The following is a 24,332-nucleotide window of genomic DNA, read 5'->3' on the forward strand; positions in this document are numbered from 1 at the left end:
ACACGTGGGGCGGCGGCCACCGCCCCTTCTCCAGCGGAGTCCATCGCCCTACCTTCTCGGTGACACGACTGTGCGAGCCCCCGTCAGGCGGACGCCTCATGACCGTCACCCCGCACGGCAGCAGCCCTTCCCCGTGGTCCCCCTGGGACGTCGCCGCGGCGCGGACCGTCGTCCTGCCGCCCGGACCGCGTGACCGGCTGGTGGAGCACGCCCGGCGCAAGGTGACCGGACGCCACCTCCCCGGCGAGCCCCCGCAGCCGAGGGCGTTCGGCCTGCTCGCCGGCGACTGGCCGGAACCCGGCGTCCTCGCCGTGTCCGCCGTCTACCCGCTGACCCACAGCGTCCGGACCGACCCCGTCTACGCCGACACCGTCGACGAGATCTACCGCGAGCACGCCCGCCCCACCGCGACGCCCCGGGAACAGCGCGGCTGGGTGGCCCGCCCCGGCGATGTCCTGCGGGCCGAGGAGGACGCCGACGCGCACGGGTGGATCCTCTTCGGCAACTACCACACCCACCGGATCGCCTGGCCCGAGGACCCCGTACGCGACTCCTGCACCGCCTTCGACACGGCCCTGGCGCGCGGCAGCGGCATGTGGGTCCTCATCGTCTCCATGGTGGACCCGGACGTGCCCCGGATCCGCGCGTTCTACGAGGGGGACCCGACGCGGGAAGCCGTCCTCACCTGGTGACCCACGGCGCTCCGCCGGGCGTTGGGCCGAACGGGCGGTGTGCCGCGAACGCCGCCCGGCGCGTCGCGCGGCCTGCCTAGGGTGGGAGACGGCCGTCCCCTCCCCGCCTGGAGGCCCAGTGCCCGTCGAGCGGATCATCCCCCTGCGTTCGGCCCGCGATACGCGGGTGTCCGGTGGCGGACCGTTTCTCCAGGGCGCGGCGCACGCGCTCGGGGCCGCCGTCGGCTACCTGCCCGTCGCCGCCGCCTTCGGCGCCATCGCCACCCGCGCGGGCCTGCCGCTCTGGCTGTCGGTCCTGATGTCCGGATGGGTCTACGCGGGCGCGGCGCAGATGGCCGGGCTGCAGGCGCTGACGTTCGGGCAGCATCCGCTGCTCGTGGCGGCGGGCATGCTCGTCGTCAACCTGCGGCACATCCCGATGAGTCTGGCGGCCGGGCCGCTGCTGCGCCGGGCGCGGCCGGTGGGCCGGCTGGCGCTGGCGCACACCCTCACCGACGAGTCGTTCGCGCTGGACCTGGGCCGGCCGGACCGGCCCACCGGCTTCCGCTACGGCGTCCACGCCGCTTGCTGGACGGCGTGGGTCGGCGGGACGGCGGTCGGGGCGGCGCTGGGCCCGGTCGTGCCCCAGGACGCCACCGCCTTCGCGCTGCCCGCGCTGTTCGTCGCCCTGGCGGTGGACGCGCTGCGGGGGGTGGACGGGTGGGGGCGGGTGTGGGTGCCGGTCATGGGGATCGCGGTGGTGCTCGGCTGCCGTCCGGCGGGGGGCTTCGCCGAGCTGGTGGCGATGGTCGTCATGACGGTGCTCTTGGCGGTGGCGGACCGGCTCCGGGTGTCCGTACGGACCGGGGGCGGTGAGGCGGTGTGAGTTCCGCCGCCGCTCTGCTGGCCTCCGCCGTCGCCGGTGGCGGGACGCTTCTCATGCGGCTCGCGGGTGCGACGCACCTCGGCCGCCGTTTCGCGGACACCGCGTGGATGCGGCAGGTGCCGTTGGCCGTGCTGTTGGTGCTGGCGGTGTCCGCCGTGGCGGGGGGTGAGGTGGGGGTGCCGTCGCCCGCCGTTGTCGCGGGTACCGCTGGGGTGGTGGGTGCGGCGGCTTGGCGGGCGCCGTTGTTGGTGAGCGTGGTGGTGGGGTGCGGGGTGTACGCGGGGGTGGGGGCGTGGTGGACGGGGTGGTGAGGCGGGGCTTCACCCCGCGGGGGTTCGCCCCGGACCCTTCCCCGGAGGGGGCACCCCGACTGCGAAAAGGCCCCCGCCTGAGCTTGGCGGGGGCCGGGTGCCGGCCTTGACCGCGGACCGTTCCCACGTGGGTGCGGTCGAGGCCGGGGCTTGCGGGGGCTTGCTCACCTCACGAGGGTTGCCCTCCAAGAGCGGTGGATGATCTCTCGGTAGCCGATGTGGGAGGGGTTGCGCCCGGCGTGCCGAAAGGCCCAGTCTCGTGTCTTTTCGAAGTCCTCGCTGGTTCCGGAGAGGTCTCCACAGGTGGTGCATGCCATTTCGTGGAGGAGAGGCGGAGCCTCTGCCGTTGTGTCCGGGGTGATGGCCCAGTCGGCGTACCGGATCACGGTGTGTGCGCTCACTGGCCCCACCTCGGTCGGTTGTTCGCGGCTTTCACCTTGGCGCTCAGGACTTCTTCGAGGGTTGCCGGGCGCACGGTGTTCGGTTTGGCGTCCCATTCCAATCCGCCGTCGACCGGCCGGAGTTGGAGGAGGTCTCGGTCGTTGGCCATGACTTGGCCGATCTTGTTTCGTTCGGTGTCGGCGACGTACGAGCCGATCGCGGGGGGTTTGGTCATCGGTCCGTCTCCCCGGCCTGGGGCTGCCGGACGATGTTGATTCCGTGGACGGAGGGTACGAGGACGTAACCGTCGCGGGTCGGGGTGGGGACGAGTTGCCCGCAGCCGCAGCGGAGCTGGGGGGTGCGCACGGGGGGCTCTTGGACGGTCGGTGGGGTCAGTGCGGCCGGGGGGCTAACGGGAACCTCCGGGCCGATGTCGAGGAAGACGGCGTCCCTGAGCCATCGGAGCCCTCGGAAGATAGAGTTGAGCATGTCAGCGCTCCTATCCAGCGTTGGCCACGCCCCCGGACCGGTCGCACGGTCGCGGGGGTCCACTGCGTTCCTGTGTCCTACCGACGGGTGTAGCGGCGGGAGGAGTCCAGTAACGAGCTGTGGCTGATGCGTAGTTGAACCACAAGCAGCGTGACCTACGTGACAGCTAGTTGGCAAGCGAGACGGTGAAACTGGCAATTTTGCCAACCCAGCGAGTGATCCCTCTGTGCGAGCATGCTCGGGCAGCACGGCCTGAACAGCGGTAGCGACGGGAGGTGGCGCGGGATGGCAGTACCAACCGTGCGGCGTCGGCGACTTGGCACCGAATTGCGACGCTTGCGTGAAGGGTCCGGCTTGACCCTGGATGAGGTTGAGGCCCGCTCAGGGATCAGCACCTCAAAAGTGTCCAGGATCGAGAGTGCAACGCGGGGCGCCAAGCCAGGCGACGTGGAGCGGCTCCTTGACGTCTACGGGCTCACCGATGACGGCGCTCGGGATCTATTGCTCAAGATGGCGCGGGACGGAGGTCGGCGGGGATGGTGGCAGACGTACGACCTGTCTCCTGCGTACTCAGATCTGATCAGCATGGAGTCGGACGCCTCATCGGTGCGCACCTACGAGCCGTTGGTGATTCCTGGCCTCTTTCAAACCTCCGCATATGCACGTGCGGTGATCACCGCACACAGCATGACAGTCTCAGCCGAAGATGTGGACGCGCTTGTCGAGGTGCGAGTGGCGCGGCAGGCCGTACTGACGAAGCCGGACCCATTGCGGCTTCGAGCGATCATCCACGAGGCGGCATTGCTGGCGAGTGTTCCGGGAACGGGAGTCATGCGGGACCAACTCCAGCGCTTGCTGGATGTCGCCGCATACCCGCATGTAACCATCCAGGTTCTCCCCCTGGATGCGGAGCTACATCCGGGCGGAACCGGCGGGTTCACAGCCCTCGGGTTCAACCAGCCTGGCATGGAGGTGGTCCTGTTGGAGAACCTGGAAAGCAGTCTCTACGTAGAGGAACCCGCGAACGTGGCACGCTACACGGAAGCGTTCGAGCGGCTTACAGCCGCAGCGCTTCCATTCGAGAGATCACTTTCCCTCATCACCCGATTGAAGGAAAAGGAAAAGTGAGCAAGCCTATCTATACACCCCCCAATGCGGACGCTGGATGGTTTAAGTCCAGCTATAGCGCAAGCAACAGTAATTGCGTCGAAATGAGTATGCTCATGCCGAACATAGACATAGCGATACGTGATAGCAAAGAGCCGCGACGCCCCTTCCTGCGTGTCACGGAGAGGGCATGGAGTCGGTTCATATCGGAACTAAAGAGGAACCCTTCGCTATCTAGTGCCGTGACTGCATAGGTTGGCCGGTTTCGTGGTCAGGCTTCGGGTCGTAGTGGCCTGCCACCCCAGCGGATTCCCTTCTCGCTGCGGACGCGTGCGCGTTCGCGTTGTTGGGCGGTCAGGACGTCGGGATGCCGCGCGTTCTGATTGCGCCAGTGGAGGTAGGCGTGCAGGGCCCGGGTCTGGGCGGTGTGGTTGGGGGTGGTGGGAGTTAGCGAGGGTGAACTGCCGCAAGGGTCCGAAGTGGGCTTCGATGGGGTTGGCTCAGGACGCGTAGGTCGGGGCGCCGTCCGGGCGGGCCGCGCGGGCCGACCGCTGGGCAGCCCAGGTATGGCCGGTGCCCTTGTGCCGCCGGACCACGCCCCAGAGCCGGTCGTCACCGACCGAGTGACAGCCGTGGGAATAGGTGACGCCCTGAGTGCGGCGGTAGATGGCGGGCAGCCGGTCCGGGGGCCGGCCGGTGCCCAGTACGAGCCGTCGGTCGGGCGGATGCCGAGTGAGCCGAACTCGTCGAAGGCGAACGTGCGGTCCGGGCGTTCGGTGATGGCGTACTCGATCCGGTCCAGCTTGGCGTCGAAGGATGGTCCGGGGACTCCTCCCAGGTCTTGGTCCGCTGGAAGGAGATCCCGCGGCGGACCGGCAGGCCGCGAAGGGCTTCACGGCCGATCCGGACAGGACGGGCGATGTTGCCGTGCAGGTGCTCGACGAGCTTGCGGAGCGACCAGCGCGTGAACGGTTTGTCCAGCGTGGTTGGGCGGGTGGTGGCCGTCTGGGCGACGAAGTCCTCGTCGTCACGGGTGAGCAGGCGGGGACGGCCTCCTGCCCACCGAGGGTCCAGACAGGCCAGCCCGATCTCGTTGAACCGGTGGATCACGTCGCGCACGGTGTCCTCGTCCGCCTGGACCAGACGCGCGAAGACGGGGACGGTGTTCTCGCCGGCCGAGGCGAGCAGCATCATCGCCCGCCGGAACCGCACCGCGCTGGTGGTGCCTCGCCGGACGATCCGCTGGAGCTTCCGGCCTTCCTGCTCGGTCAGCCTGCGGACCCTGACTGGTGGTGCCATCCCCGCCCCTCGTCGGTCGTTGCTTCCGGCCAGTCAACGAGCAACCCGGCCAACCAATGCGGTCACAGCACGAGTTCCGAAAATGAGAGCACCCTCAGCCGGAATGTCTGGCCGGGGGATGTGCGCTGAAACCCTCAAGGCTATAGCGGGCAGCGGCAGTTACGGGGTATTCGCCCGGATCAAGGAGGCTGTTTTTACCCCCGATATGAACTCATCCCATGCCTCCGTCTGAATGCGCAAACGGATACCGATCGGCTCTTTACTGTCGCGGACGACAGCAATTTCCCGTGCGTCTGCGTTCACCTCAACACATTGACCGTTCCCGCTACTGTGAGAACTCTTGCGCCATGTGATCTCGTGGCGATCCGCTTTACTCACCTCTGATACCTCTTCTCTCACTGCATTCCTTGGGCCAATTCGGAAATCAGGTTCAAATTTCCCTCATTTCTTGCTGGGGCTGCGCGCCCGCACCCCCAGCAGCGGCTTCGGCGCGCGTCCTCAGACGTCGGACGGGCTGTCGCGGCGCGCCCGCAGTGTCACGATCTCGAAGGGCCGGAGTTCCAGGGACACCCCGTGCTCTGTCGACTCCACCTCCCCCAACGGCCGTTCCAGCAGGTCGCAGCGGTGCACGGTCGTCGTCGGGAAGTCGAACGCGACAGCCGTCCGGGCCCGGCCGCCCAGGGACTCGTACAGGCGGACCACGACGTCACCGCTCCCGTCGTCCGACAGCTTCACCGCCGACACCACCACCGCCTCGTCGTCCACGCGCACCAGGGACGGCGTCCCGCGGTCGCCCGGGACGCGGCGTTCCGGGATGCCGACGCGGTGGCCCTCGCACACGGCGTCGTCGATGCGGGCGCCCGGCACCAGGGCGTAGCCGAAGCGGTGCGCGCCCTGGTCGGTCCGGGGGTCGGGGAAGCGGGGGGCGCGGAGGAGGGAGAGGCGGAGGGTGGTGGTCGCGCCCGGGGCGGACGAGTCCGGGGTGCGGGCCGTGCGCGTCACGTCGTAGCCGTACGTCGAGTCGTTCACCAGGGCCACGCCCCAGCCGTGCTCCTCCACGTGGACGAAGCGGTGGGCGCACGCCTCGAACTTGGCCGCCTCCCAGCTCGTGTTGGTGTGCGCGGGCCGGTACAGGTGGCCGAACTGGGTCTCGGCGGCCACCCGGTCGGCGTGCACGTCCAGCGGGAAGGCGGCCTTGAGGAACTTCTCTGTCTCGTGCCAGTCGACCTCCGTCGTGAAGTCGACCCGCCGCAGTCCGTCGGGCAGCGCGATCCGCTGCTCGGCCCGGGACGCGCCGAACGCGCGGACCACCCGGACCGCGCCGTCGTCCGTGAGCTCCATCGACTGCACGTCCGTGAGGTCGGTGACGGTGTTGCGGTAGAACCGGTCGACGTCCCAGGCGTCCCACATGTTCGGGAAGTCCTGGTGCAGTTGGAGGAGGTTGGCCGCCGCGCCCGGGGGGATCGTCTCCCGGCGCGTCTCCTTGTCGATGACGGAGACGACGAGACCGCGCGCGTCGACCTCCACCCTCAGCAGGCCGTTCTCCAGGACGTACCCGCCGCTCTCGCGGGCCGTGGCCGTCGTCGGCGCCGGGCGCGGCAGCTCGTCCGCCGGCCGGGCGGACCGGGCCGCGACGCAGGCGCGTCCGTGCGGCGCGGCGTTGAAGACGACCGTGCCGCCGGCCGAGCCGTCCCCGGCGAGCGCCGCCAGCGCGTCCGCGACCAGCGACTCCAGCTCGGCGGCGACCGCCGCGTAGGTGGCCGCCGCCTCCCGGTGCACCCAGGCGATCGACGTGCCGGGCAGGATGTCGTGGAACTGGTGCAGAAGCACGGTCTTCCACAGCCGGTCCAGCCGCTCGTACGGGTACGGGAAGCCGGTGCGCACCGCCGCCGTCGCCGACCACAGCTCCGCCTCGTACAGCAGCCGTTCCGCCCGGCGGTTGCCCTGTTTGGTGCGGGCCTGGCTGGTGAGGGTGGCGCGGTGCAGCTCCAGGTACAGCTCGCCGGCCCAGACCGGCGCGTCCGCCGCGTACTCGGCGTGTGCCTTCTCGAAGAACGCCGACGGCCGTTCGAACACCACCCGGGCCGACCCCTCCAGGTCCGCGAGCCGCCGGGCCCGCGCCAGCATCTCGCGCGTGGTGCCACCACCCCCGTCGCCCCAGCCGGTCGGGGCGAGGGAGCGGGTGGCGCCGCCCTTCTCCCGGAAGTTGCGCACGGCGTGGGCCAGTTCCTCGCCGGAGAGCTGGGCGTTGTAGGTGTCGATGGGCGGGAAGTGGGTGAAGACGCGGGTGCCGTCCAGGCCCTCCCACCAGAACGTGTGGTGGGGGAATGTGTTCGTTTTACTCCAGGAGATCTTCTGGGTCAGGAACCACTTCGATCCCGACAGCCGCACGAGTTGCGGAAGCGCGGCCGAGTAGCCGAACGAGTCCGGCAGCCACACCTCCTCCGTCTCGATCCCGAACTCCTCCAGGAAGAACCGCTTCCCGTGCGTGAACTGCCGGGCCAGCGCCTCCGACCCGGGCATGTTGGTGTCCGACTCCACCCACATCCCGCCGACCGGCACGAACCGCCCGTCCGCCACCGCCTTCTTCACCCGCGCCCAGACCTCCGGCCGGTGCTCCTTCACCCACGCGAACTGCTGCGCCTGCGACATCGCGTAGACGAAGTCCGGCTCCTCATCCAGCAGGGCCGTCATGTTGGACGTGGTCCGGGCCACCTTGCGGACCGTCTCGCGGAGCGGCCACAGCCACGCCGAGTCGATGTGCGCGTGGCCGACGGCGCTGATCCGGTGCGCCGACGCCTGCGCCGGGGCCGACAAGGCGTCGGCGAGCAGTTCGCGGGCGCGGGCGGCCGTGCCGCCGACGTCCTGGAGGTCCACGGCGTCCAGCGCCCGTTCCACCGCCCGCAGCACCTCCCAGCGGCGCGGCGACTCCTCGGGCAGACCGGTCATCAGCCCGTCCAGCACCTCCAGGTCGTGCACCAGCTCCCACACCACGGCGTCGAACACGGCCAGGTCCATACGGCCCAGCCGGTAGCGGGGGCGGCGGTCGGCCGTCGCGAGGTCACCCAGCTCGGTCGGGCGGAACGGCTCGTAGTCGAGGATCACCGGATTGGCGGCGGCCTCGACGTGCAGCCGCACCTCCTCGCCCCCGGCCACCGGGGCGCCGATCCGCACCCACTGGTTGCGCGGGTTGAGGCCCTTCACGGGCGAGCCGTCCGCCCGGTAGACCAGGCCCTCGCACTGGAATCCGGTCAGGTTGGGGTCGAAGCCGAGGTCCAGCAGGGCCTCGACGGTCCGCCCCGCCCACGCGGCGGGCACCGTGCCCGTCACCGTGAACCAGCTCGTCCCCCAGGCCGGGCCCCAGGCGTCGCCGGGCCCGATCGGCTCGCGTGGCGCCGCCAGGCCCTCCGCGACGGGCACGGGTTCGCCCGGGGCGTGCCACACGCCGACGGTCAGCGGCACCGACTCGGGGTACACGGCCGGACGGATGCGCTCGTCCAGCACCCGCCGCAGGCGGTCTTCGGTGGTCGTGCGGTCGTTGTGCATCAGGTGTCCTTACCGATCGGGGTCACCGGGAGTTCGTTGCCGGGCGTTCCTTACGGGGTGTTCCTTACGGGGCCTTCCCTACCGGGAGTGCGGGTCCGGCCGGCGGAACCGGACGACGGCGGGGGCCGAGGAGGCGTACAGCTCGTCCACCGCGCGCACCTCGACGCGCGTGACCGCGTCGCCGGCCGTACGGCGCAGCTCCGGAACGTAGAAGGCATGCCCACAGGTGCCGCCGAGGAAGCGGACGCCGCCGTCCGGCAGCCGCTGGTGGAGGAGGTAGTGGCGTACGGCCGAGGGCGACGGGTGCCAGGCCAGGCGGAGGGCGGCGGTGCCGTCGGGGCGGACGTCCGCCGCCGTGACCGTCGGGCGACCCGGAGGGGCCGGCGGCTTCGTCACGCCGTCCCGGACGGCCAGCCGGCCCAGCCGCCAGCGCACCGGCCCGCCGTCGGGCGCGCTGAGGCGTACGCCCAGGGTGCGGAGCGTGCCCCGGGCGCGGCCCCGCAGTAGAGCGCCCGCCCGGACGGTCACCGTGCTCCACGCCGGGCCGGCCCGCCCGGCGGCCAGGACGCCGGTGTGCCCGTCCCCCGCGTCCGCGGTGAACTCCACCCGCACCGGCGCGCTCCCCGCGTCCGTGCGGTACGTCAGCTCGACGACCGTGGACGGCGACAGCGGCAGCCGGGCGGCGTACAGCTCCACCGTCGCGGGCTCCGGGAGCGGGCCGGCCACCAGCAGGCTGCCGCCGCCGTGCCAGGCGTCGGCGAAGTCGTAGCCGACGGACGGGGCCGGGTCCGGGCCGGCGGTCACCCGGCGGCGGCCGGGCAGCAGGTCCTGGAGGCCCAGGTGGTGCCAGGGGCCGGACGGGACGGGCCGCCCCCGCTCGTACCAGCCGAGCCCGTGGCCGGTGTTGAACACGGTCGCGAAGGGGAGGGCGGTGAGCGTGGAGCGGTCGGCGACGGACGCGGCGGGGGCGCGCCAGGTGCCTCCCGCGCCGCCCGTGCCGGTCCAGAAGCGGTCGTCGCGGGCGTGGAAGGCGGCGGGGGAGCGGTCGGCCGCCTGCTTCCAGGTCCACTCCGGGTGGTACAGGCCCAGGGAGGTCACGTGCGGGCGGTCGGCCGGGAGGACGGCGTCCCAGTCGACGGGCGTGTCCCAGCCGCGCGCCTCCACGTCGACGCCGGCCCACAGCTCGTACCGGTCCCGGCCCATGGCCTCGGCCCGCTCCCCGGACGACCGCAGGCCGCCGCGCGTCCAGCCGAAGTTGACGAACATCGTGCCGGCCGCGCGGAAGAAGGCGTCATTGTGCTCGTTCAGCTCGTTCTGCCACGCGACGTCCCCGGAGATCGCCAGCGCGTCGTACCAGGTGACGCGGAGTCCGGTGGCCCTGAGGTGCGCCACGAAGTCGCGCATGTCCGCGCCGAGCCGGGCGTCGCCGCCCTCCGTCTCGGCGTTGAGGAACCAGCCGTCGAAGCCGTACGCGCGGGCCACCGCGGCCAGCCGGCCGGCCAGCGGGAAGCCGCCGTCCGGCGCCCGGCGCAGCAGGTCCCGCGTCCACTCCAGCCGGCCGCCGAAGGCCGCCGGGGGCAGGAACACCGTGCCCAGGACGGGGACGCCGTGGCGGTGGGCGGCGTCCACGACGGGCGCGGTGGGCGCGAGGACCAGGCCCTCGCCCGAGGAGCCGCCCCAGAACACCAGCTCGTCGAGGTGGGACCAGTGGGTGAAGGCGTAGTGGTCGGCGGTCGGGCCGCCCTGGGAGGGGTGTCCGGAGGTGGGGGCGAAGGAGACCAGGGCGCTGATCCGGGCCTGCCCGGCCCGGGCGCCGCCGCGCGGTGGGGGAGTGAACCGCGGGGCGAGCGGGACGGACGCGCGGTTGAAGGGGAGATCGGGGTCGTCCTCCGGTCTCCACCGGGCGAGGCTCCGCCAGACGACACCGGGCGGGGGCGTGCCCGGGGGCGGGGTGTCGGGGAACCAGTAGGCGGCGTACGGCCGGAGGTCCGGGGCCGCGTTCCCCGCGGCGCCGCCCGCCGGGGCGTCCGCCCGACCGGCGGCCCGCGCCGCCGACGGCCGGGCGAGCGGCGTGGCGAACGCGGTCGCGAAACCGGCGGCGAGGACGGTACGGCGTGCGAGCCCGGCGGCAGGCGCGCGGCGGGTGGTCCCGGCGGGAACGGACCGGTGGGTGGATCCGGCGGGTACGAGGGTGCGGGCGGGCGTAGGCGGGACGGATCTGTCGGCGGCTCCGGCGGCTCCGGCAGCTCCGGCGGCTCCGGTAGCTCCGGCAGTCCCGGCGACATCGGTGGCCCCGGCGGCCGCGGCGCGACCAGTGGTATTGGCGCGATCGCCCGGCCGGGCGGATCCGGCGGTCCCGGATCCGTGGGTGGGTCCGTGCATGACGCTCCTCCGAGGGGATATGCGGAGGGACAGCCCCGGCCCCGGGGATCGCGCCCTCCTCGTTCGGCTCCGGGGTCCGCGGGCGGACCGGGCCCGCGGCGGTGTCCGGCGGTGGTCAGGGAAGCCGGTCGGCGGCGATCGTCTCCTCGATGCCCCGGGCCGCCAAGTGGCCCGGTTCGGTGATGCGTTGGGCGAGCACCACGGCCGGACGGACCCCGTCCGCGGCGTTCCGCATCCACGCCTCGAAGAAGGCGCCGCCCGGTGCGCACAGCGGTCGCAGCGGCGCGCTCTCCACGTCGCCCGCGTCGAGGATCAGCGCCGTGCGCCGGGGCGCGGGCCCGTCGTACGCGCCCGCCCGGCCCGCCGCGCTCTCCTCGAACTCCCTGTACTCCCGTACCACCCGGGCCAGCGCCTCGCCCGCCGGTTTGAGCCGGCGGTCGTTGGTGAACAGCCCCAGGTCGTACTCCAGCGCCGGGAAGTCGGCCAGGGCCCGGTCCACGTCGTGCGAGCACCACCAGGTGACCCCCCACAGCCCGGGGCAGTCCAGTGCGTTGCGGAGGGTCGTGCGGGTGAACTCGGCCGCCCGCGCGGGCGGTATGTGCGGCGCGGGCGCCCCGACCTCCTGGAGCCACACCGGGCGCGCCGGATCGTCGGCCCACGCCTTGGACAGTTCGATCAGGTACGCGGCGTGCAGCCCGGTCGCCGCGCCGTCCGGGCCGTGCCGCTGGGCGGTGCCGTTGAACACCCACGAGTGCACGGCGGTCATGGCGCCGATCCGGGCCGCGTGCGCGGGTGTGAAGGGGTGCGTGCCGTCGTACCAGGCGGCGTCGTACGCGGCGTGCAGATGCGTCCGGCCGGGCGCGGCCCGTTCGCACGCCTCCGTCATCCGGCGCAGCCAGCGGCCCGCCTCGGCGGTGGTGACCCGGTCCGGGGCGGGGTGCGGGTCGCCGGCGAACTGGTTGGTCTCGTTGCCGACGGTCATGCCGAGGAAGTTGGCCCGCCCGGCGAGCGCCCCCGCCAGCGCCGCGAGGTAGCGGGCCTGGGCGTCCACGACGTCCGGGTCGGTGAACAGGTTGCGGCGGTGCCAGGTGGTCACCCACGAGGGCAGGAAGTCGAAGCTCGACAGGTGCCCCTGCAGCCCGTCCACGGCGACGTCCAGGCCGCGTTCGCCTGCCGCGTCCACCAGCCGGACCAGCTGCTCGACGGCGCGCGGCCGGATCAGCGTCCGGTTGGGCTGGAACAGCGGCCAGAGCGGGAAGACCCGGATGTGGTCCAGGCCGAGGGACGCCACGCCGTCCAGATCGGCGCGGACGTCGTCGAGGTCGAAGTCCAGCCAGTGGTGGAACCAGCCCCGGCTGGGGGTGTAGTTGACGCCGAAACGCACGCTCATGGAGCTCCTCTCCGGAACGGGGTCCAGGACGTTCAGCCCTTGACGGCGCCCTCGCCGGCCCCGCGGAAGAAGTACCGCTGGAGGCAGGCGAACAGCACCACGAGCGGGGCCACCGCGATGACGGTCCCGGCGGCGACGAGCCGCGGGTCCTGCTGGAACGTGCCGTGCAGGAAGTTCAGGCCGACGGTCAGCGTGTAGCGCTCGGAGTCCGACAGGACGATCAGCGGCCAGAGGAAGTCGTCCCAGGCGCCCATGAACGCGAAGATCGCGACGACGGCGAGCGTCCCGCGCACCGACGGCAGCGCGATCCGGGTGAACCGCTGCCAGGTGTTCGCGCCGTCGACGACCGCCGCCTCCTCGATCTCGCGCGGGACACCGGCGAACGCGTTCCGCATGAGCAGCACGTTCAGCGCGCCGACGGCCCCGGGCAGCACCACGGCGGTGAGGGTGTTGTTCAGGTGGAGGTCGCGCATCATGGTGAACTGCGCGATCACCAGCGACTCCGCGGGCACCAGCAGCGCCGCCACGAAGGCCAGCCCCGCGAGCCCGCGGCCCCGGAAGCGCAGCCGGGCCAGCGCGTAGCCCGCCGTCGACGCCCCCGCCAGGTTGGTGAGCACGCTCGCCACCGCCACCGTCAGCGAGTTGAGGGCGTAGTCCCAGACCGGGACGATGTCGGCCACCTCGGCGTAGTTGTGCGCGGTGGGGTGCGCGGGCAGGAAGCGGGGCGGCGAGGTGTAGACGTCCTCGGTCGTGCTCTTGAACGAGGTGGACAGCTGCCAGAGGAACGGGCCGACGGTCAGCGCCAGCACCACGAGCAGCAGCACGTAGCGGAACACCTTCTCCGCCCACGACGTCCTGGTCACCGGTGCCCCTCCCGGTCCGCCGCGTTCCCGCCCCGGCCGGCGCGCAGCACCAGCAGCATCAGCAGCAGCGCGATCACGAAGACGACGAGGGACAGGGCGGAGGCGTAGCCGACGCGCCCGTCGAGACCGGTGCCCGTCCGCTGCACCAGCATGACGAGCGTGGTGTCCTCCCCGGCCGGCCCGCCGGTGGGCCCCGCCAGCAGGAACACCTCTGAGAAGACCTTGCACGCGGAGACCGACGACAGGGCGCCGACCAGCACCATCGTCGAGCGGACGGCCGGCACGGTGACGCTGGCGAAGCGGCGCAGCGGGCCGGCGCCGTCGACCGCCGCGGCCTCGTGCAGCTCGCGCGGGACGTTGGCCAGCGCGGCCAGGTAGATCACCATGTAGTAGCCGAGGCCCTTCCACACCGTCAGCGCCATCGCGCTGAACAGGAGCAGCCAGGAGTCGCCGAGGAACGACACCGGCCCGGCGCCCAGCGCCTTGAGGATGCCGTTGACCAGCCCCCGGTCGTCCAGCATCCAGGACCAGATCAGCGCCACCGCCACCACCGAGGCCACCACCGGGGTGTAGAACGCGGCCCGGAAGAAGCCCATCCCCGGAAGCCTCTTGTGCACCAGCAGCGCCAGCAGCAGCGGCAGCAGCACGGTGAACGGGACGACGAGGACGACGTACAGCGCGCTGTTCCGCAGGGCCACCCAGAACTGCTCGTCACGCAGCATGTCCCGGAAGTTCCGCAGCCCGACCCAGTGCCCGGGGACGAGCGTCCGGGCGTCGGTGAACGCGTCGCGGACGGTCGTCAGGAACGGGAACAGGCTGAACGCGGCGAGGACGGCGAGCCCGGGGAGCAGGAGCAGCCAGGGGGTCACGGGGTGGTGGAGGCGGACGCCTCTGCGGGCCAGGTCTCCGCGGGCGATGTCTCGGCGGCGGGCGATGTCTCCGCGGGCCACGTCTCTGCGGGCCACGTCTCTGCGGGCCATGGCCGGATCACTTCCGCCGCAGCAGCCGGTCGCTCTGCTCCACCGCGTCGTCGAGTGCCTCCTTCGGCGACTTCTTTCCCTGGAGGGCCTTGGCGACCTCGTTCCGCAGAATCGTCTTCATCTCGTCGCTCATCACCACGGGCGTGTAATTCACGGCGCCTTTCAGCGCTTTCGCCGAGGCGACCCGCACCCGGCCCTCGTCCGTCCCGTCGTCCTTCGTCCAGTACGGGTCGTCGAGCGAACCCTTCGTGCTCGGGAAGACGGCGACCCGGTGCGCGAACGCCTCCTGGTTCCTCCGGTCGGTCACGAAATGGGCGAAGGCGATGGCCGCGGCCTTGTGGTTGCTGTTCTTGTTGACCGCGAGGCCCATGACGTACATGTTCGGCTTCCCGGTGTTGTTCGGGGCGTCGGTGATTCCGAGGTTCCGGTACAGACTCGGCGCGTTCTTCCGGAAGTTCGCCAGGTCGTTCGCGCCGCCCGGATTCATGGCGACCTTCTGCTCCAGGAATTTCCGGCCCGCCTGTTCCGGAGTGCTCGTGAGCGCCTGCGGATCCAGGCCGCCGTCGTCGTGCAGCCGCTTGTAGCGGGTCAGTAGCTCGACGCCCTTGGACTCGTTGTAGGTGAACCGGGTGGCGTCGTCGTTCATCAGCCGGACCCCGTACCGGCCGAAGTCCTCGATCGCCGGGGTGCCCGCCAGAGTGGCCGTCCGGCCGCCCGACCGGCGGGACATCTCCGCGGCGGCGGTGAACAGCTCGTCGTAGGTCCGCGGCGGCTTCTCCGGATCCAGACCGGACGCGCGGAACAGGGACTTGTTGTAGAACAGCGGGCCCGTGGTGAGGTACCAGGGGAACGCGTACGCCCCGTCCAGCCCCGGCAGGGTGTTCCCCCGCCACGCCTCCGCCGTGTACTCGTCCCGGAACTTCGCGGCCACCGGCTCCTTGTCGAGGTTCAGCAGCACGCCCGCCTTGGCCAGCGGATAGGAGAGGTCCGGGGAGACGTTGACGACGTCGGGCAGCGTGCCGGCGGCGGCGTCCGCCCCGAGTTTGTCCGCGTAGTGCTCGGCGGGCTGGTCCAGCCATTTCACCGTGACATCGGGATGCCGTTTCTCGAATTCCTTCGCCAGCGACTCGAAGTAGTCCTTGTAACCGGCCCGGAGATTCCAGGTCTGGAACGATATCCGGCCCTCGATCCGCCCGTCCGCCGCCGACCCGCCACCCCCTCCGCCGTCCGAACCGCAGGCGCTCAGCGCCAGCGCGAGGGCGAGCAGCGGAACGGCCGGCCGGACGGTTCTCCGGACGACTCCACGGGACGGGTGCATGGCCGGGCTCCTTCGGTCGGGCCGGAAGGTGGCGGTCCAAAAGGTGCACCCGGCAAGGGAGTCACGTCAATACTTCCGTCAACGACTAATGCGCTTTAGTGTGTTGGGGCCCGGGCCGGTGCCGGGCCCGCTCCGGACGCCCGAGGAGACCCCATGCGCCGCCTGCCGGCCCGCCGCCCGACCATCCGCGACATCGCCCGCCGCGCCGGGGTGTCGGAGAGCGCGGTGTCCTTCGCGCTCAACGGCCGCCCGGGCGTCTCGGAGGGCACCCGCGAGCGGGTCCGGCGCGTCGCCGAGCAGTTGGGCTGGCAGCCCAGCACGGCGGCCCGCGCGCTGTCCGGCGAGGGCTCCGCCACCGTCGGCCTGGTCCTCGCCCGGCCCGCCAGGACCCTCGGCGTCGAGTCGTTCTTCCTCCGGCTCGTCTCCGGCGTCCAGGAGGCCCTCGCCGCGCGCGGCCTCGGCCTGCTCTTCCAGGTGGTCGAGGACGTGGCCGCCGAGTGCGCCGTGCACCGCCGCTGGTGGGCCGAGCACCGCGTCGACGGCCTCCTCGTCGTCGACCCGCGCGCCGACGACCCCCGGCCCGCCCTGCTCGCCGGGCTCGGCCTGCCCACCGTGGTGATCGGCGCGATGGACGACCCCGCCTGGGAACCGGCCCCCGACGGCGCGCTCTCCAACCTCTGGGCCGACGACGCCGAGGCCATGGACTCCGTCGTCGCCCGGCTCGACGCCCTCGGCCACCGCCGCGTCGCCCACGTCGCGGGCCTCGGGGAACTCGCCCACACCCTGCGCCGCGCCGCCGCCCTGCGCCGGGCCGCCGAGCGCCACGGCCTGCACGTCACCTCCGTGACCACGGACTACTCCGACGCCCAGGGCGCCGAGGCCACCCACCGGCTGCTCGCCGCCCCCCGGCCGCCCACCGCCGTCGTCTACGACAACGACGTGATGGCCGTCGCCGGCCTCGCCGCCGCCGCCCGCCGCGGCCTGGCCGTCCCCGCCGACCTCTCCATCGTCGCCTGGGACGACTCCGTCCTCTGCCGCAGCACCCACCCACCCCTCACCGCCCTCGCCCGCGACACCGCCGCCTTCGGCCGCCGCGCCGCCGAGGAACTCGTCGCCCTCCTGGACGGCGCCCCGGCCCGCCGCACCCGCGACGCGACGCCGCTGCTGGTGGAACGGGGGTCGACGGGGCGGGCGGCGGCCACCTGACACACAGCTCCCACCTCGATCATGACCACTCCGCGCCGTGCGATTTAATTGCGAGGTATTCGCAACAGCAACCGAGAAGTGAACTGGGGTGGAGGGCATGACGGCCCGGTCCATACGGGTGACGGCCGCCATGGTCGCGGCGGGCGTGCTGGCCACGGGCGCCGCCGCCTGCGGCAAGCCCGGCGGCGGGAACGGCGGGAACGGTTCCGGCGGGGTCAGGGACTCGCTCGTCGTCGGCATCGCGAACGAGCCGGAGACCCTCAGCCCCCTGCTCGGCTACGGCAAGGACGGCAACTCCAAGATCTTCGACGGCCTGCTGCGCCGCGGCGCGGACATGAAGCTCCGCCCCGCCCTCGCCGCGTCCTTCCCGAAGGTCACCGACGACGGCCGCACCTACACCTTCCCGCTCCGGCACGGGGTGACGTTCAGCGACGGCAAGCCCTTCACCGCCGAGGACGTCGTCTTCACCTACCGGACGATCCTCGACGAGAAGACCAACAACGCCGACAAGGGCGAGCTCGCCGCCGTCGACAAGGTCACCGCCCGCGGCGACGACACCGTCGTCTTCTCCCTGAAGTACCCCTACGCGCCCTTCGCCGAGCGCACCGTCCTGCCGATCGTCCCCGAGCACGCCGCCAAGGGACAGGACGTCAACACCGGCCCGTTCAACACCAAGCCCATCGGCACCGGCCCCTACGTCCTCACCGGCTGGAGCAAGGGCGAGAAGCTGACCTTCAAGGCCAACCCCGACTACTGGGGCGGCGAACCGAAGGTCAAGAAGCTCACTATGGCCATCATCAAGGACGACGACGTCCGGGCCACCCGGCTGCGCAGCGGCGACCTCGACGGCGCCATCCTGCCGCCCAACCTCGTCAAGGGCTTCCAGGGCGACGACTCCAAGACGACGATCACCGCGAAGACCACCGACTTCCGCGGCGTGACCCTGCCCACCGGCAACAAGGTCACCGGCGACACCGCCGTCCGCCGCGCCCTCGACCTCGCCGTCGACCGCGACGCCATGGTCAAGAGCCTGCTGGAGGGCGCGGGCCGGGCCGGCTACGGGCCCGTCCCCACCGACAGCGAGTGGTTCGCCAAGGGCACCGAGCGCCCGCACGACCCCGAGAAGGCGAAGAAGCTGCTGGATGACGCGGGCTGGAAGCCCGGTGCCGACGGCATCCGGGAGAAGGACGGCGAGCGCGCCGAGTTCACCCTCTGGTTCCCCGCCGGTGACAAGCTCCGCCAGGAGCACGCCCTCGCCTTCGCCTCCGACGCCAAGAAGATCGGCATCCGGGCCAAGGTGCAGAGCGGCACCTGGGAGGTCATCGAGCCGCGCCTGAAGGACGACGCGGTCCTCGCCGGCGGCGGCAACCCGGCCGACCCCGACTTCGACCTCTACAACCTGCTGCACTCCTCCCTCGCCCTCGACGGCTTCAACAACATGGCCGCCTACAAGAACCCCGAGGTCGACAAGGCCCTGGAGGAGGGCCGGCGCAGCGGCGACAAGGCCGTCCGCAAGGCCGCGTACGACAAGGTCCAGCACGCCCTCGCCGACGACCCCGGCTACGTCTTCCTCACCCACGTCGACCACCTCTACGTGATGAGGGACAACTGGAAGGACCTCACCACCCAGGTCGAGCCGCACGACCACGGCCTCGGCGCCGGCCCCTGGTGGAACGTCGAGGACTGGCAGCCGAAGCGGTGAGCACCCGCGGTACCCGCGGGACGGCCCTGCCCTGGGGGCCGATGGCCCGCATGGCGGGACGGCGGCTGCTCGCCGCCGTCCCCGTCCTGCTCGTCGTGACCTTCGCCGTCTTCGCCGTCGCCGCCGCCTCCCCGTTCGACCCCGCCCGGGTCTACGCGGGCGGCGGCGCGCCCGGCACCGGCCAGGACGTCCTGGACCAGCTCCGGCACAACCTCGGCGCCGACCGGCCGTTCGCCGCCCGCTGGTGGGACTGGCTGACCGCCGCCCTCACCGGCGACCTCGGCGTCTCCACCACCCTGCGGCAGCCCGTCGCCCAGGCCATCGGCGAACGCATCGGCTGGTCCGTGCTGCTCTGCGGCACCGCCTTCGCCGCCGCCGTCCTCGTCGGCACCGCGCTCGGCGTACTCGCCGCCCGGCGCCGCGGCGGGCTCCTCGACCGGGCCGTCACCTCCCTGGCGTACGTCCTGGAGGCGGCGCCGCCGTTCTGGCTCGGCCTGCTGGCCGTCTGGTTCTTCGCCCTCAAGACCGGCGCGCTGCCCGCCGGCGGCCTCACCGACACCGGCAGCGACACCGTCACCGCCGGACAGGTCGCCTCCCACCTGGTGCTGCCCGCGGCCGTGCTCGCCGTCACCCAGCTGCCGTGGTTCGTGCTGTACGTGCGCCAGGGCGTCGGCGACGCGCTCGACGAGGACCCGGTACGCGGCGCCCGCGCCCGCGGCCTCTCCGAACGCACCGTCCTGCTCGGCCACGCCCTCCGCTCGGGACTGCTGCCGGTCCTCACCCTGATCGGCTCCCGCGTCCCCGAACTGATCACCGGAGCCCTGCTCGTGGAGACCGTCTTCAGCTGGCCGGGCATCGCCTCCGCCACCGTCGACGCCGCGACCGGCGTCGACTTCCCGCTGCTCGCCGCGCTCACCGTGCTGGCCACGGCGGCCGTGCTGGTCGGCAATCTGCTGTCGGACCTGCTGTACGGGCTGGCCGACCCGAGGGTGGGCTTCGATGGCTGAGCTCGCGATATCCGCCCGGCGCCTCCCCAAGGGCGCGGTGAGCGCCGCGCTCGTCGCCGTCACCGTGCTGACCGTCGTCCTGGTGCCGCTGTTCGTCCCCCTGGACGAGCAGGCCGTCGACCTGGCCGCCAAGCTCCAGGCGCCGAGCGCGGCCCACCCCTTCGGCACCGACGAGGTCGGCCGCGACCTGCTGCTGCGCTCCGTCTACGGGCTGCGGGTCTCGCTGCTCGTCGGCGCGGTCGCCGCCCTCGTCGCCACCGTCGTCGGCACGGCGGTGGGCGCCCTGGCCGGGGCGCTCGGCGGCTGGGCCGACCGTGTCGTCATGCGCGTCGTCGACCTCTTCTCGTCCGTGCCGCACCTGCTGCTCGGCATCTTCGTGGTGGCGATGTTCCGCCCCGGCGTCGGCCCGGTCATCGCGTCCATCGCCGTCACCCACTGGCTGTCCACCGCCCGGATCGTCCGCGCCGAGGTGCTGTCGCTGCGCTCCCGCCCGTTTGTCGACGCGGCCGTCTCCGGCGGCTCGTCGCGGCTGCGGATCGCCGTACGGCACCTGCTGCCGGGCGTCCTGCCGCAGGCCGGGCTGGCCGCCGTGCTGATGATCCCGCACGCGATCTGGCACGAGTCGGCCCTGTCGTTCCTGGGCCTGGGCCTGCCCACCCACCAGGCCAGCCTGGGCAACATGGTGCAGGCGGCACGCGGTTCCCTGCTGGCCGGCGACTGGTGGCCGACCCTGTTCCCCGGCCTGTTCATCATCGTCCCCACCCTGGCCGTCGCGGGTCTGGCGGCCGCGTGGCGCGAACGCCTCTCGCCTCGGCGGCGATCGGAGCTGACGCTGTGATGGTCCCCACCCCGCCCCGACCCGATTCTCGCGGGGCGGAGCCCCCGCGCGCCCCCCAGGCGACCGGGGGCTCCGCCCCCCGACCCCCGCAACCGCGCTCCGCGCGGACGTCCTCAAACGCCGGACGGGCTGGATCGGCCGAGCGGCGCAGCCGCGACGAAGCGGGGGCTTGCGGGGGCGCGGCCCTTGCGGAAGACGGGGAGGGGCGGGGCAGGAGCGCGGTTCCGCGGGAGGTCTCCCTCGCGGAGTCGGCCCGGCCGGCGTTGGAGCCCGAGCGGCGCAGCCGCGACGAGGCGGGGGTGCGTGGGGGCGCATCCCCCGCGAGAAACGGGAAGGGGCGGGTCCGGGGCACAGCTCCGCAGGACGCCACCCCCCTCCTGGACGTCCAGAACCTTTCCGTCCGCTTCCGTATGCGCGGCGGCCGCGACATCGCCGCCGTCACCGACGCCACCTTCCGCCTCCACCGAGGCGAATGCCTCGCCCTCATCGGCGAGAGCGGCTGCGGAAAGTCCGTCCTCGCCTCAGCCCTCCTCGGCCTCCTGCCGGGCAACGCCCGCACGGAAGGCCACGCCTGGCTGAGCGGCGACGACGACCGGCTGGACCTCCTGACCGCCGACGAGCGGACGCTCGCCCGCACGGTCAGAGGCCGCCGCATCGGCCTCGTCCCCCAAAGCCCCGCCGCCCACCTCACCCCCGTCCGCACCGTCCGCTCCCAGCTCCGCGAGACGATCCGCGAGCTGACCGGCCGGCGCGACGGCGAGGAAGCCGCCGCCGCGCGCGCCGCGTTCCCCGCCGACCACCTCACCCCCGTCCGCACCGTCCGCTCCCAGCTCCGCGAGACGATCCGCGAGCTGACCGGCCGGCGCGACGGCGAGGAAGCCGCCGCCGCGCGCGCCGCGTTCCCCGCCGACCACCTCGACCGGCACCCGCACCAGCTCTCCGGCGGCCTCGCCCAGCGGGCCGCCACCGCCCTCGCCCTCGTCGGCGACGCCCCGCTGCTGCTCGCCGACGAGCCGACGACGGGACTGGACCGCGCGCTCGTGGACCGTACGGTCGACGAACTGCGCGCCCAGGTCGACCGCGGCCACACTCTCCTCGTGATCACGCACGACCTGGCGGCGGCCGAGCGGATCGCCGACCGCGTCGCCGTGATGTACGCCGGCCGCATCGTCGAACTCGCCGACGCCGAAGCCTTCTTCGGCGCCCCGGGCCCCCGCCACCCCTACGCCCGCGGCCTGCTCGACGCCCTGCCCGAACGCGCCTTCACCCCCATCCCCGGTATGCCCCCGGAACTCGGCGACCTCCCCGCCGGCTGCGCCTTCGCCCCCCGCTGCCCCCGCGCCGCGGACGCCTGCGCCGCTGTCCCGCCGCTCACGGACGGCGTCGCCTGCCACCACCCGAGGAGCGCCCGTGCTTGAGCTGCGCCACGTGACCGCCGGCTACGAACCGCGCCGGCCCGTCGTCCGCGACGCCTCCCTGACCGTGGCCGCGGGCGAGGCCGTCGGACTGCTCGGCCCCAGCGGCTGCGGCAAGTCCACCCTGGCCCGGGTCGCGGCGCTGCTGCACCGCCCCGACGCCGGCACGGTGACCCTGGACGGCGAACCCGCGCGCGGCTGGCGCCACCGCGCCCCCCGCGCGCAACGCACCGCGTTCGGCGTCGTCTTCCAGCAGCCGCGCATGTCCGCCGACCCCCGGCTGCGGCTCCACGACCTGATCGCCGAACCGCTCCGCGCGACCGGCCGCCGCGCCGAGGCCGCCGACCGTGTCCGCGAACTCGCCGCCGCCACCGGCCTCACCCCCGACCTGCTCACCCGCCGCCCGCACGAGGTCAGCGACGGCCAGCTGCAGCGCGCCTGCCTGGCCCGCGCCCTGGCCCTCCGGCCGCGCTGGCTGGTCTGCGACGAGATGACGGCCATGCTCGACGCCTCGACGACGGCCGCCCTGGTCGCCGTCGTCGAGGACTACCGCCGGGAGACCGGCGCCGGCCTGCTGGCGGTGGGCCACGACCCCGCCCTCCTGAACCGCTGGTGCGACCGGACGGTCCACTGGGAGGCCGTGGCGGCCGCCCCGGCCGACACGGCCCCGGCCGACACGGCCCCGGCCGACACGGCCCCGGCCGACACGGCCCCGGCCGACGGCCGCCCCTGCCCACCTCCCGACCACCGAGGACACCGATGAGCGCCCCCGCCAGGAAACGCACCCGCCGCGCCGACGCCGCCGCGCCCGCGGCGGACCGCTGCACGGTCACCGTCTGCCGCGGCTGCTGCTGCGGTACGCCCAAAGTCCCCGGCGTCGACCACGCGGCCCAACTGCGCGCGCTGCGCCAGGCCCTGGACGGTACGGCCGCCGTGCGCGTCACCGACTGCCTGGACGCCTGCGAGCAGGCGAACGTCATCGTCGTGCAGCCGTCCCGGGCCGGCCGGGAGGCCGGTGGACGGCCCGTCTGGCTGGGGTTGTGCAACGACCCCGACGTCCCGGCCGACGTCGCCGCCTGGACGGAGGCGGGCGGTCCGGGGCTCGCCGACCCGCCGGGCGTCCTCGACCTCTACGTCTTCACGCCCTCCCGGCGCGTGCGCGAGAACGTCAAGGACTGACAGTGAGGATGTGACGTGGCTTCTCCGACGGGTCTGACTCACGGACTGACCGACGTCTCGACTGTCTTGTTTGGGATTTGTCGATCCGCTCGGAGGAGCCGCCTCGCACGCGACCGGACGGGCGACCGTGACCTTATAGGAGCTTGGTCAAGAAGCCCCGCCACTGTCTTGTCCGCCCGCCCGGCCGGCGCGTGCCGCCCTACCGGGATCAGCGAGAGGACGGCAGTGACCAGCATGACGGACCAGGCCCTGGAAGTCACAGGCGGCATCGACACCCACGGCGAGACCCACCACGCCGCCGTGGTCGACCGCCTCGGCCGCCACCTGGCCGACCAGGAGTTCGAGGCCACCGGCCCCGGATATCGCAAGCTCCTGGCCTGGCTGCTCGCCCAGGGCACCGTGACGGCCGTCGGCGTGGAAGGCACCGGCGCCTACGGCGCCGAACTCGCCCGCGTTCTGCGCGAAGCGGGACTGAAGGTCGTCGAGGTCGACCGGCCGGACCGCAAAACCCGCAGGCTGAAGGGCAAGTCCGACCCGATCGACGCCTACGCCGCCGCCGTGGCGGTGGCCTCCGGCAGGGCGAGCGGGACCCCCAAGACCCGCACCGGTGTCGTGGAAGCCGTGCGGGCTCTGCGGGTGCCGCGCCGTTCGGCGGTCAAGTCCCGTACCCAGGCAGTCAACCAGGCACGGCAACTGCTGGTCACCGCGCCCGAGAGCCTGCGCGCCCCGCTGCGCGGGCTGACCGCCGCCCGGCTGGCGAAGGCGTGCGCGCGGCTGCGGCCGGGTGACGATCTCGCCGACCCGCTGCACGCGGCCAAGGCGGCCCTGCGCCGGCTGGGCCGGCGGATCCTGGCCCTGACCGAGGAGATCGACGAGCTGGAGGCGGAGCTGAAGACGCTCACCGCCCAGGCCGCCCCCGAGCTCCTGGCCCTGCAAGGAGTCGGCGCGGACGTGGCCGGGCAGCTGCTGGCCACCGCCGGTGACAACCCCGACCGGCTGCACTCCGAAGCAGCCTTCGCCCACCTGTGCGGCGTCGCTCCCATACCGGCCTCCTCGGGCCGCCGGGACCGCCACCGGCTCAACCGCGGCGGAGACCGGGCCGCCAACCACGCCCTGCACACCATCGTGCTCTGCCGCCTGCGCTGGGACGAACGCACCCGCATCTACATGGAACGGCGCACCCAGCAGGGCCTGTCGAAGAAGGACATCATGCGCTGCCTCAAACGCCACGTCGCACGCGAGGTCTACCGCGTCCTCATGCGATCCCTCGACCACCGATCCACCAGCCGACAAACGACTCAAGGCGACCTCACTGAAGCCGCTTGACATCCATAGGAGCATCCCGCCGGCGGGCGGGCGCCC

23 protein-coding genes and 1 pseudogene are annotated in these 24,332 nt (G+C 72.9%); 13 read left to right on the top strand and 11 right to left on the bottom strand.

All coding sequences use genetic code 11. The annotated features are described in order from the left end of the window. Positions 1 to 98 precede the first annotated feature (98 nt). From J7W19_RS29590 to J7W19_RS29600, 3 genes are all read left to right on the top strand, one after another. Positions 99 to 692, top strand: a complete 594-nt coding sequence (locus J7W19_RS29590) for an MPN domain-containing protein (protein ID WP_004937872.1) — start codon at positions 99 to 101, stop codon at positions 690 to 692. Positions 693 to 810: 118 nt separating this feature from the next. Beyond that, entirely contained in the window at positions 811 to 1,557 is a 747-nt protein-coding gene (locus J7W19_RS29595) for an AzlC family ABC transporter permease (protein WP_004937868.1), read from the top strand. Beyond that, entirely contained in the window at positions 1,554 to 1,868 is a 315-nt protein-coding gene (locus J7W19_RS29600; protein WP_004937865.1) for an AzlD domain-containing protein, read from the top strand. The genes J7W19_RS29595 and J7W19_RS29600 overlap by 4 nt, the downstream gene beginning before the upstream one ends. Before the next feature lie 164 nt (positions 1,869 to 2,032). On the opposite strand, the gene J7W19_RS29605 is transcribed toward J7W19_RS29600, so the two are convergent. From J7W19_RS29605 to J7W19_RS33560, 3 genes are read right to left on the bottom strand one after another with little or no spacing between them, the layout of a single operon-like run. Then, positions 2,033 to 2,269 carry a DUF7848 domain-containing protein gene (locus tag J7W19_RS29605; RefSeq protein WP_004937863.1) on the bottom strand — a complete coding sequence of 79 codons (237 nt, stop codon included), beginning with the start codon at positions 2,267 to 2,269 and terminating at the stop codon, positions 2,033 to 2,035. After that, on the bottom strand, positions 2,266 to 2,484 hold the full coding sequence (locus tag J7W19_RS29610; RefSeq protein ID WP_004937857.1) for a hypothetical protein: 219 nt from the start codon (positions 2,482 to 2,484) through the stop codon (positions 2,266 to 2,268). Before J7W19_RS29610 ends, J7W19_RS29605 begins: the two co-directional genes overlap by 4 nt. Further along, a complete protein-coding gene (locus J7W19_RS33560) occupies positions 2,481 to 2,615 on the bottom strand; it encodes a hypothetical protein (protein WP_267939169.1) in 135 nt (44 codons plus the stop codon). Before J7W19_RS33560 ends, J7W19_RS29610 begins: the two co-directional genes overlap by 4 nt. Before the next feature lie 408 nt (positions 2,616 to 3,023). Here J7W19_RS33560 and J7W19_RS29615 point away from each other — a divergent pair, with 408 nt between their 5' ends. After that, positions 3,024 to 3,866 (top strand): helix-turn-helix domain-containing protein, encoded by an 843-nt coding sequence (locus J7W19_RS29615; protein ID WP_040887451.1) that lies wholly within the window; start codon positions 3,024 to 3,026, stop codon positions 3,864 to 3,866. Next, positions 3,863 to 4,099 (top strand): DUF397 domain-containing protein, encoded by a 237-nt coding sequence (locus J7W19_RS33565; RefSeq protein WP_004937847.1) that lies wholly within the window; start codon positions 3,863 to 3,865, stop codon positions 4,097 to 4,099. Before J7W19_RS29615 ends, J7W19_RS33565 begins: the two co-directional genes overlap by 4 nt. Before the next feature lie 17 nt (positions 4,100 to 4,116). On the opposite strand, the pseudogene J7W19_RS29625 reads toward J7W19_RS33565, so the two are convergent. From J7W19_RS29625 to J7W19_RS29660, 8 genes and pseudogenes are all read right to left on the bottom strand, one after another. Next, a pseudogene (locus J7W19_RS29625) lies at positions 4,117 to 5,144 on the bottom strand (helix-turn-helix domain-containing protein). A gap of 159 nt (positions 5,145 to 5,303) precedes the next feature. After that, on the bottom strand, positions 5,304 to 5,543 hold the full coding sequence (locus tag J7W19_RS29630) for a DUF397 domain-containing protein (protein WP_325176102.1): 240 nt from the start codon (positions 5,541 to 5,543) through the stop codon (positions 5,304 to 5,306). A 99-nt stretch (positions 5,544 to 5,642) separates the two neighbouring features. After that, entirely contained in the window at positions 5,643 to 8,690 is a 3,048-nt protein-coding gene (locus J7W19_RS29635; protein ID WP_210455404.1) for an alpha-mannosidase, read from the bottom strand. Positions 8,691 to 8,768: 78 nt separating this feature from the next. Beyond that, positions 8,769 to 11,072 carry an endo-beta-N-acetylglucosaminidase gene (locus J7W19_RS29640; protein ID WP_004953678.1) on the bottom strand — a complete coding sequence of 768 codons (2,304 nt, stop codon included), beginning with the start codon at positions 11,070 to 11,072 and terminating at the stop codon, positions 8,769 to 8,771. 115 nt (positions 11,073 to 11,187) lie between these two features. Then, the gene (locus J7W19_RS29645) at positions 11,188 to 12,462 is read right to left on the bottom strand and encodes a glycoside hydrolase 5 family protein (protein WP_004953680.1); all 1,275 of its coding nucleotides are present in this window, start codon (positions 12,460 to 12,462) and stop codon (positions 11,188 to 11,190) included. 32 nt (positions 12,463 to 12,494) lie between these two features. Then, positions 12,495 to 13,325, bottom strand: coding sequence for a carbohydrate ABC transporter permease (locus J7W19_RS29650; protein ID WP_004953683.1), 831 nt, complete (start codon positions 13,323 to 13,325; stop codon positions 12,495 to 12,497). Further along, entirely contained in the window at positions 13,322 to 14,305 is a 984-nt protein-coding gene (locus J7W19_RS29655; protein WP_004953685.1) for a carbohydrate ABC transporter permease, read from the bottom strand. Before J7W19_RS29655 ends, J7W19_RS29650 begins: the two co-directional genes overlap by 4 nt. 7 nt (positions 14,306 to 14,312) lie before the next feature. After that, on the bottom strand, positions 14,313 to 15,623 hold the full coding sequence (locus tag J7W19_RS29660) for an ABC transporter substrate-binding protein (RefSeq protein WP_004953686.1): 1,311 nt from the start codon (positions 15,621 to 15,623) through the stop codon (positions 14,313 to 14,315). Between the two features lie 153 nt (positions 15,624 to 15,776). On the opposite strand from J7W19_RS29660, the gene J7W19_RS29665 reads away from it, so the two are divergent. The 8 genes from J7W19_RS29665 to J7W19_RS29700 all read left to right on the top strand — a co-directional run bounded on the left by J7W19_RS29665 (position 15,777) and on the right by J7W19_RS29700 (position 24,296). Then, a complete protein-coding gene (locus tag J7W19_RS29665) occupies positions 15,777 to 16,829 on the top strand; it encodes a LacI family DNA-binding transcriptional regulator (RefSeq protein WP_004953690.1) in 1,053 nt (350 codons plus the stop codon). A gap of 97 nt (positions 16,830 to 16,926) precedes the next feature. Next, complete coding sequence (locus J7W19_RS29670; protein WP_040892366.1) at positions 16,927 to 18,531, top strand: ABC transporter substrate-binding protein; 1,605 nt, start codon at positions 16,927 to 16,929, stop codon at positions 18,529 to 18,531. Between the two features lie 41 nt (positions 18,532 to 18,572). After that, complete coding sequence (locus J7W19_RS29675) at positions 18,573 to 19,538, top strand: ABC transporter permease (protein WP_040892368.1); 966 nt, start codon at positions 18,573 to 18,575, stop codon at positions 19,536 to 19,538. After that, on the top strand, positions 19,531 to 20,376 hold the full coding sequence (locus J7W19_RS29680; protein ID WP_004953699.1) for an ABC transporter permease: 846 nt from the start codon (positions 19,531 to 19,533) through the stop codon (positions 20,374 to 20,376). The genes J7W19_RS29675 and J7W19_RS29680 overlap by 8 nt, the downstream gene beginning before the upstream one ends. Before the next feature lie 410 nt (positions 20,377 to 20,786). Continuing rightward, complete coding sequence (locus J7W19_RS29685; RefSeq protein WP_210455406.1) at positions 20,787 to 21,794, top strand: ABC transporter ATP-binding protein; 1,008 nt, start codon at positions 20,787 to 20,789, stop codon at positions 21,792 to 21,794. Beyond that, positions 21,787 to 22,554, top strand: coding sequence for an ABC transporter ATP-binding protein (locus J7W19_RS29690; protein WP_210455408.1), 768 nt, complete (start codon positions 21,787 to 21,789; stop codon positions 22,552 to 22,554). Before J7W19_RS29685 ends, J7W19_RS29690 begins: the two co-directional genes overlap by 8 nt. Further along, the gene (locus J7W19_RS29695) at positions 22,551 to 22,970 is read left to right on the top strand and encodes a hypothetical protein (RefSeq protein ID WP_004953706.1); all 420 of its coding nucleotides are present in this window, start codon (positions 22,551 to 22,553) and stop codon (positions 22,968 to 22,970) included. Before J7W19_RS29690 ends, J7W19_RS29695 begins: the two co-directional genes overlap by 4 nt. Before the next feature lie 234 nt (positions 22,971 to 23,204). Beyond that, positions 23,205 to 24,296, top strand: coding sequence for an IS110 family RNA-guided transposase (locus J7W19_RS29700; RefSeq protein ID WP_040892933.1), 1,092 nt, complete (start codon positions 23,205 to 23,207; stop codon positions 24,294 to 24,296). Positions 24,297 to 24,332: the final 36 nt, after the last annotated feature.

The sequence above is a fragment of the Streptomyces mobaraensis NBRC 13819 = DSM 40847 genome, from assembly GCF_017916255.1.
Lineage (GTDB): Bacteria > Actinomycetota > Actinomycetes > Streptomycetales > Streptomycetaceae > Streptomyces > Streptomyces mobaraensis.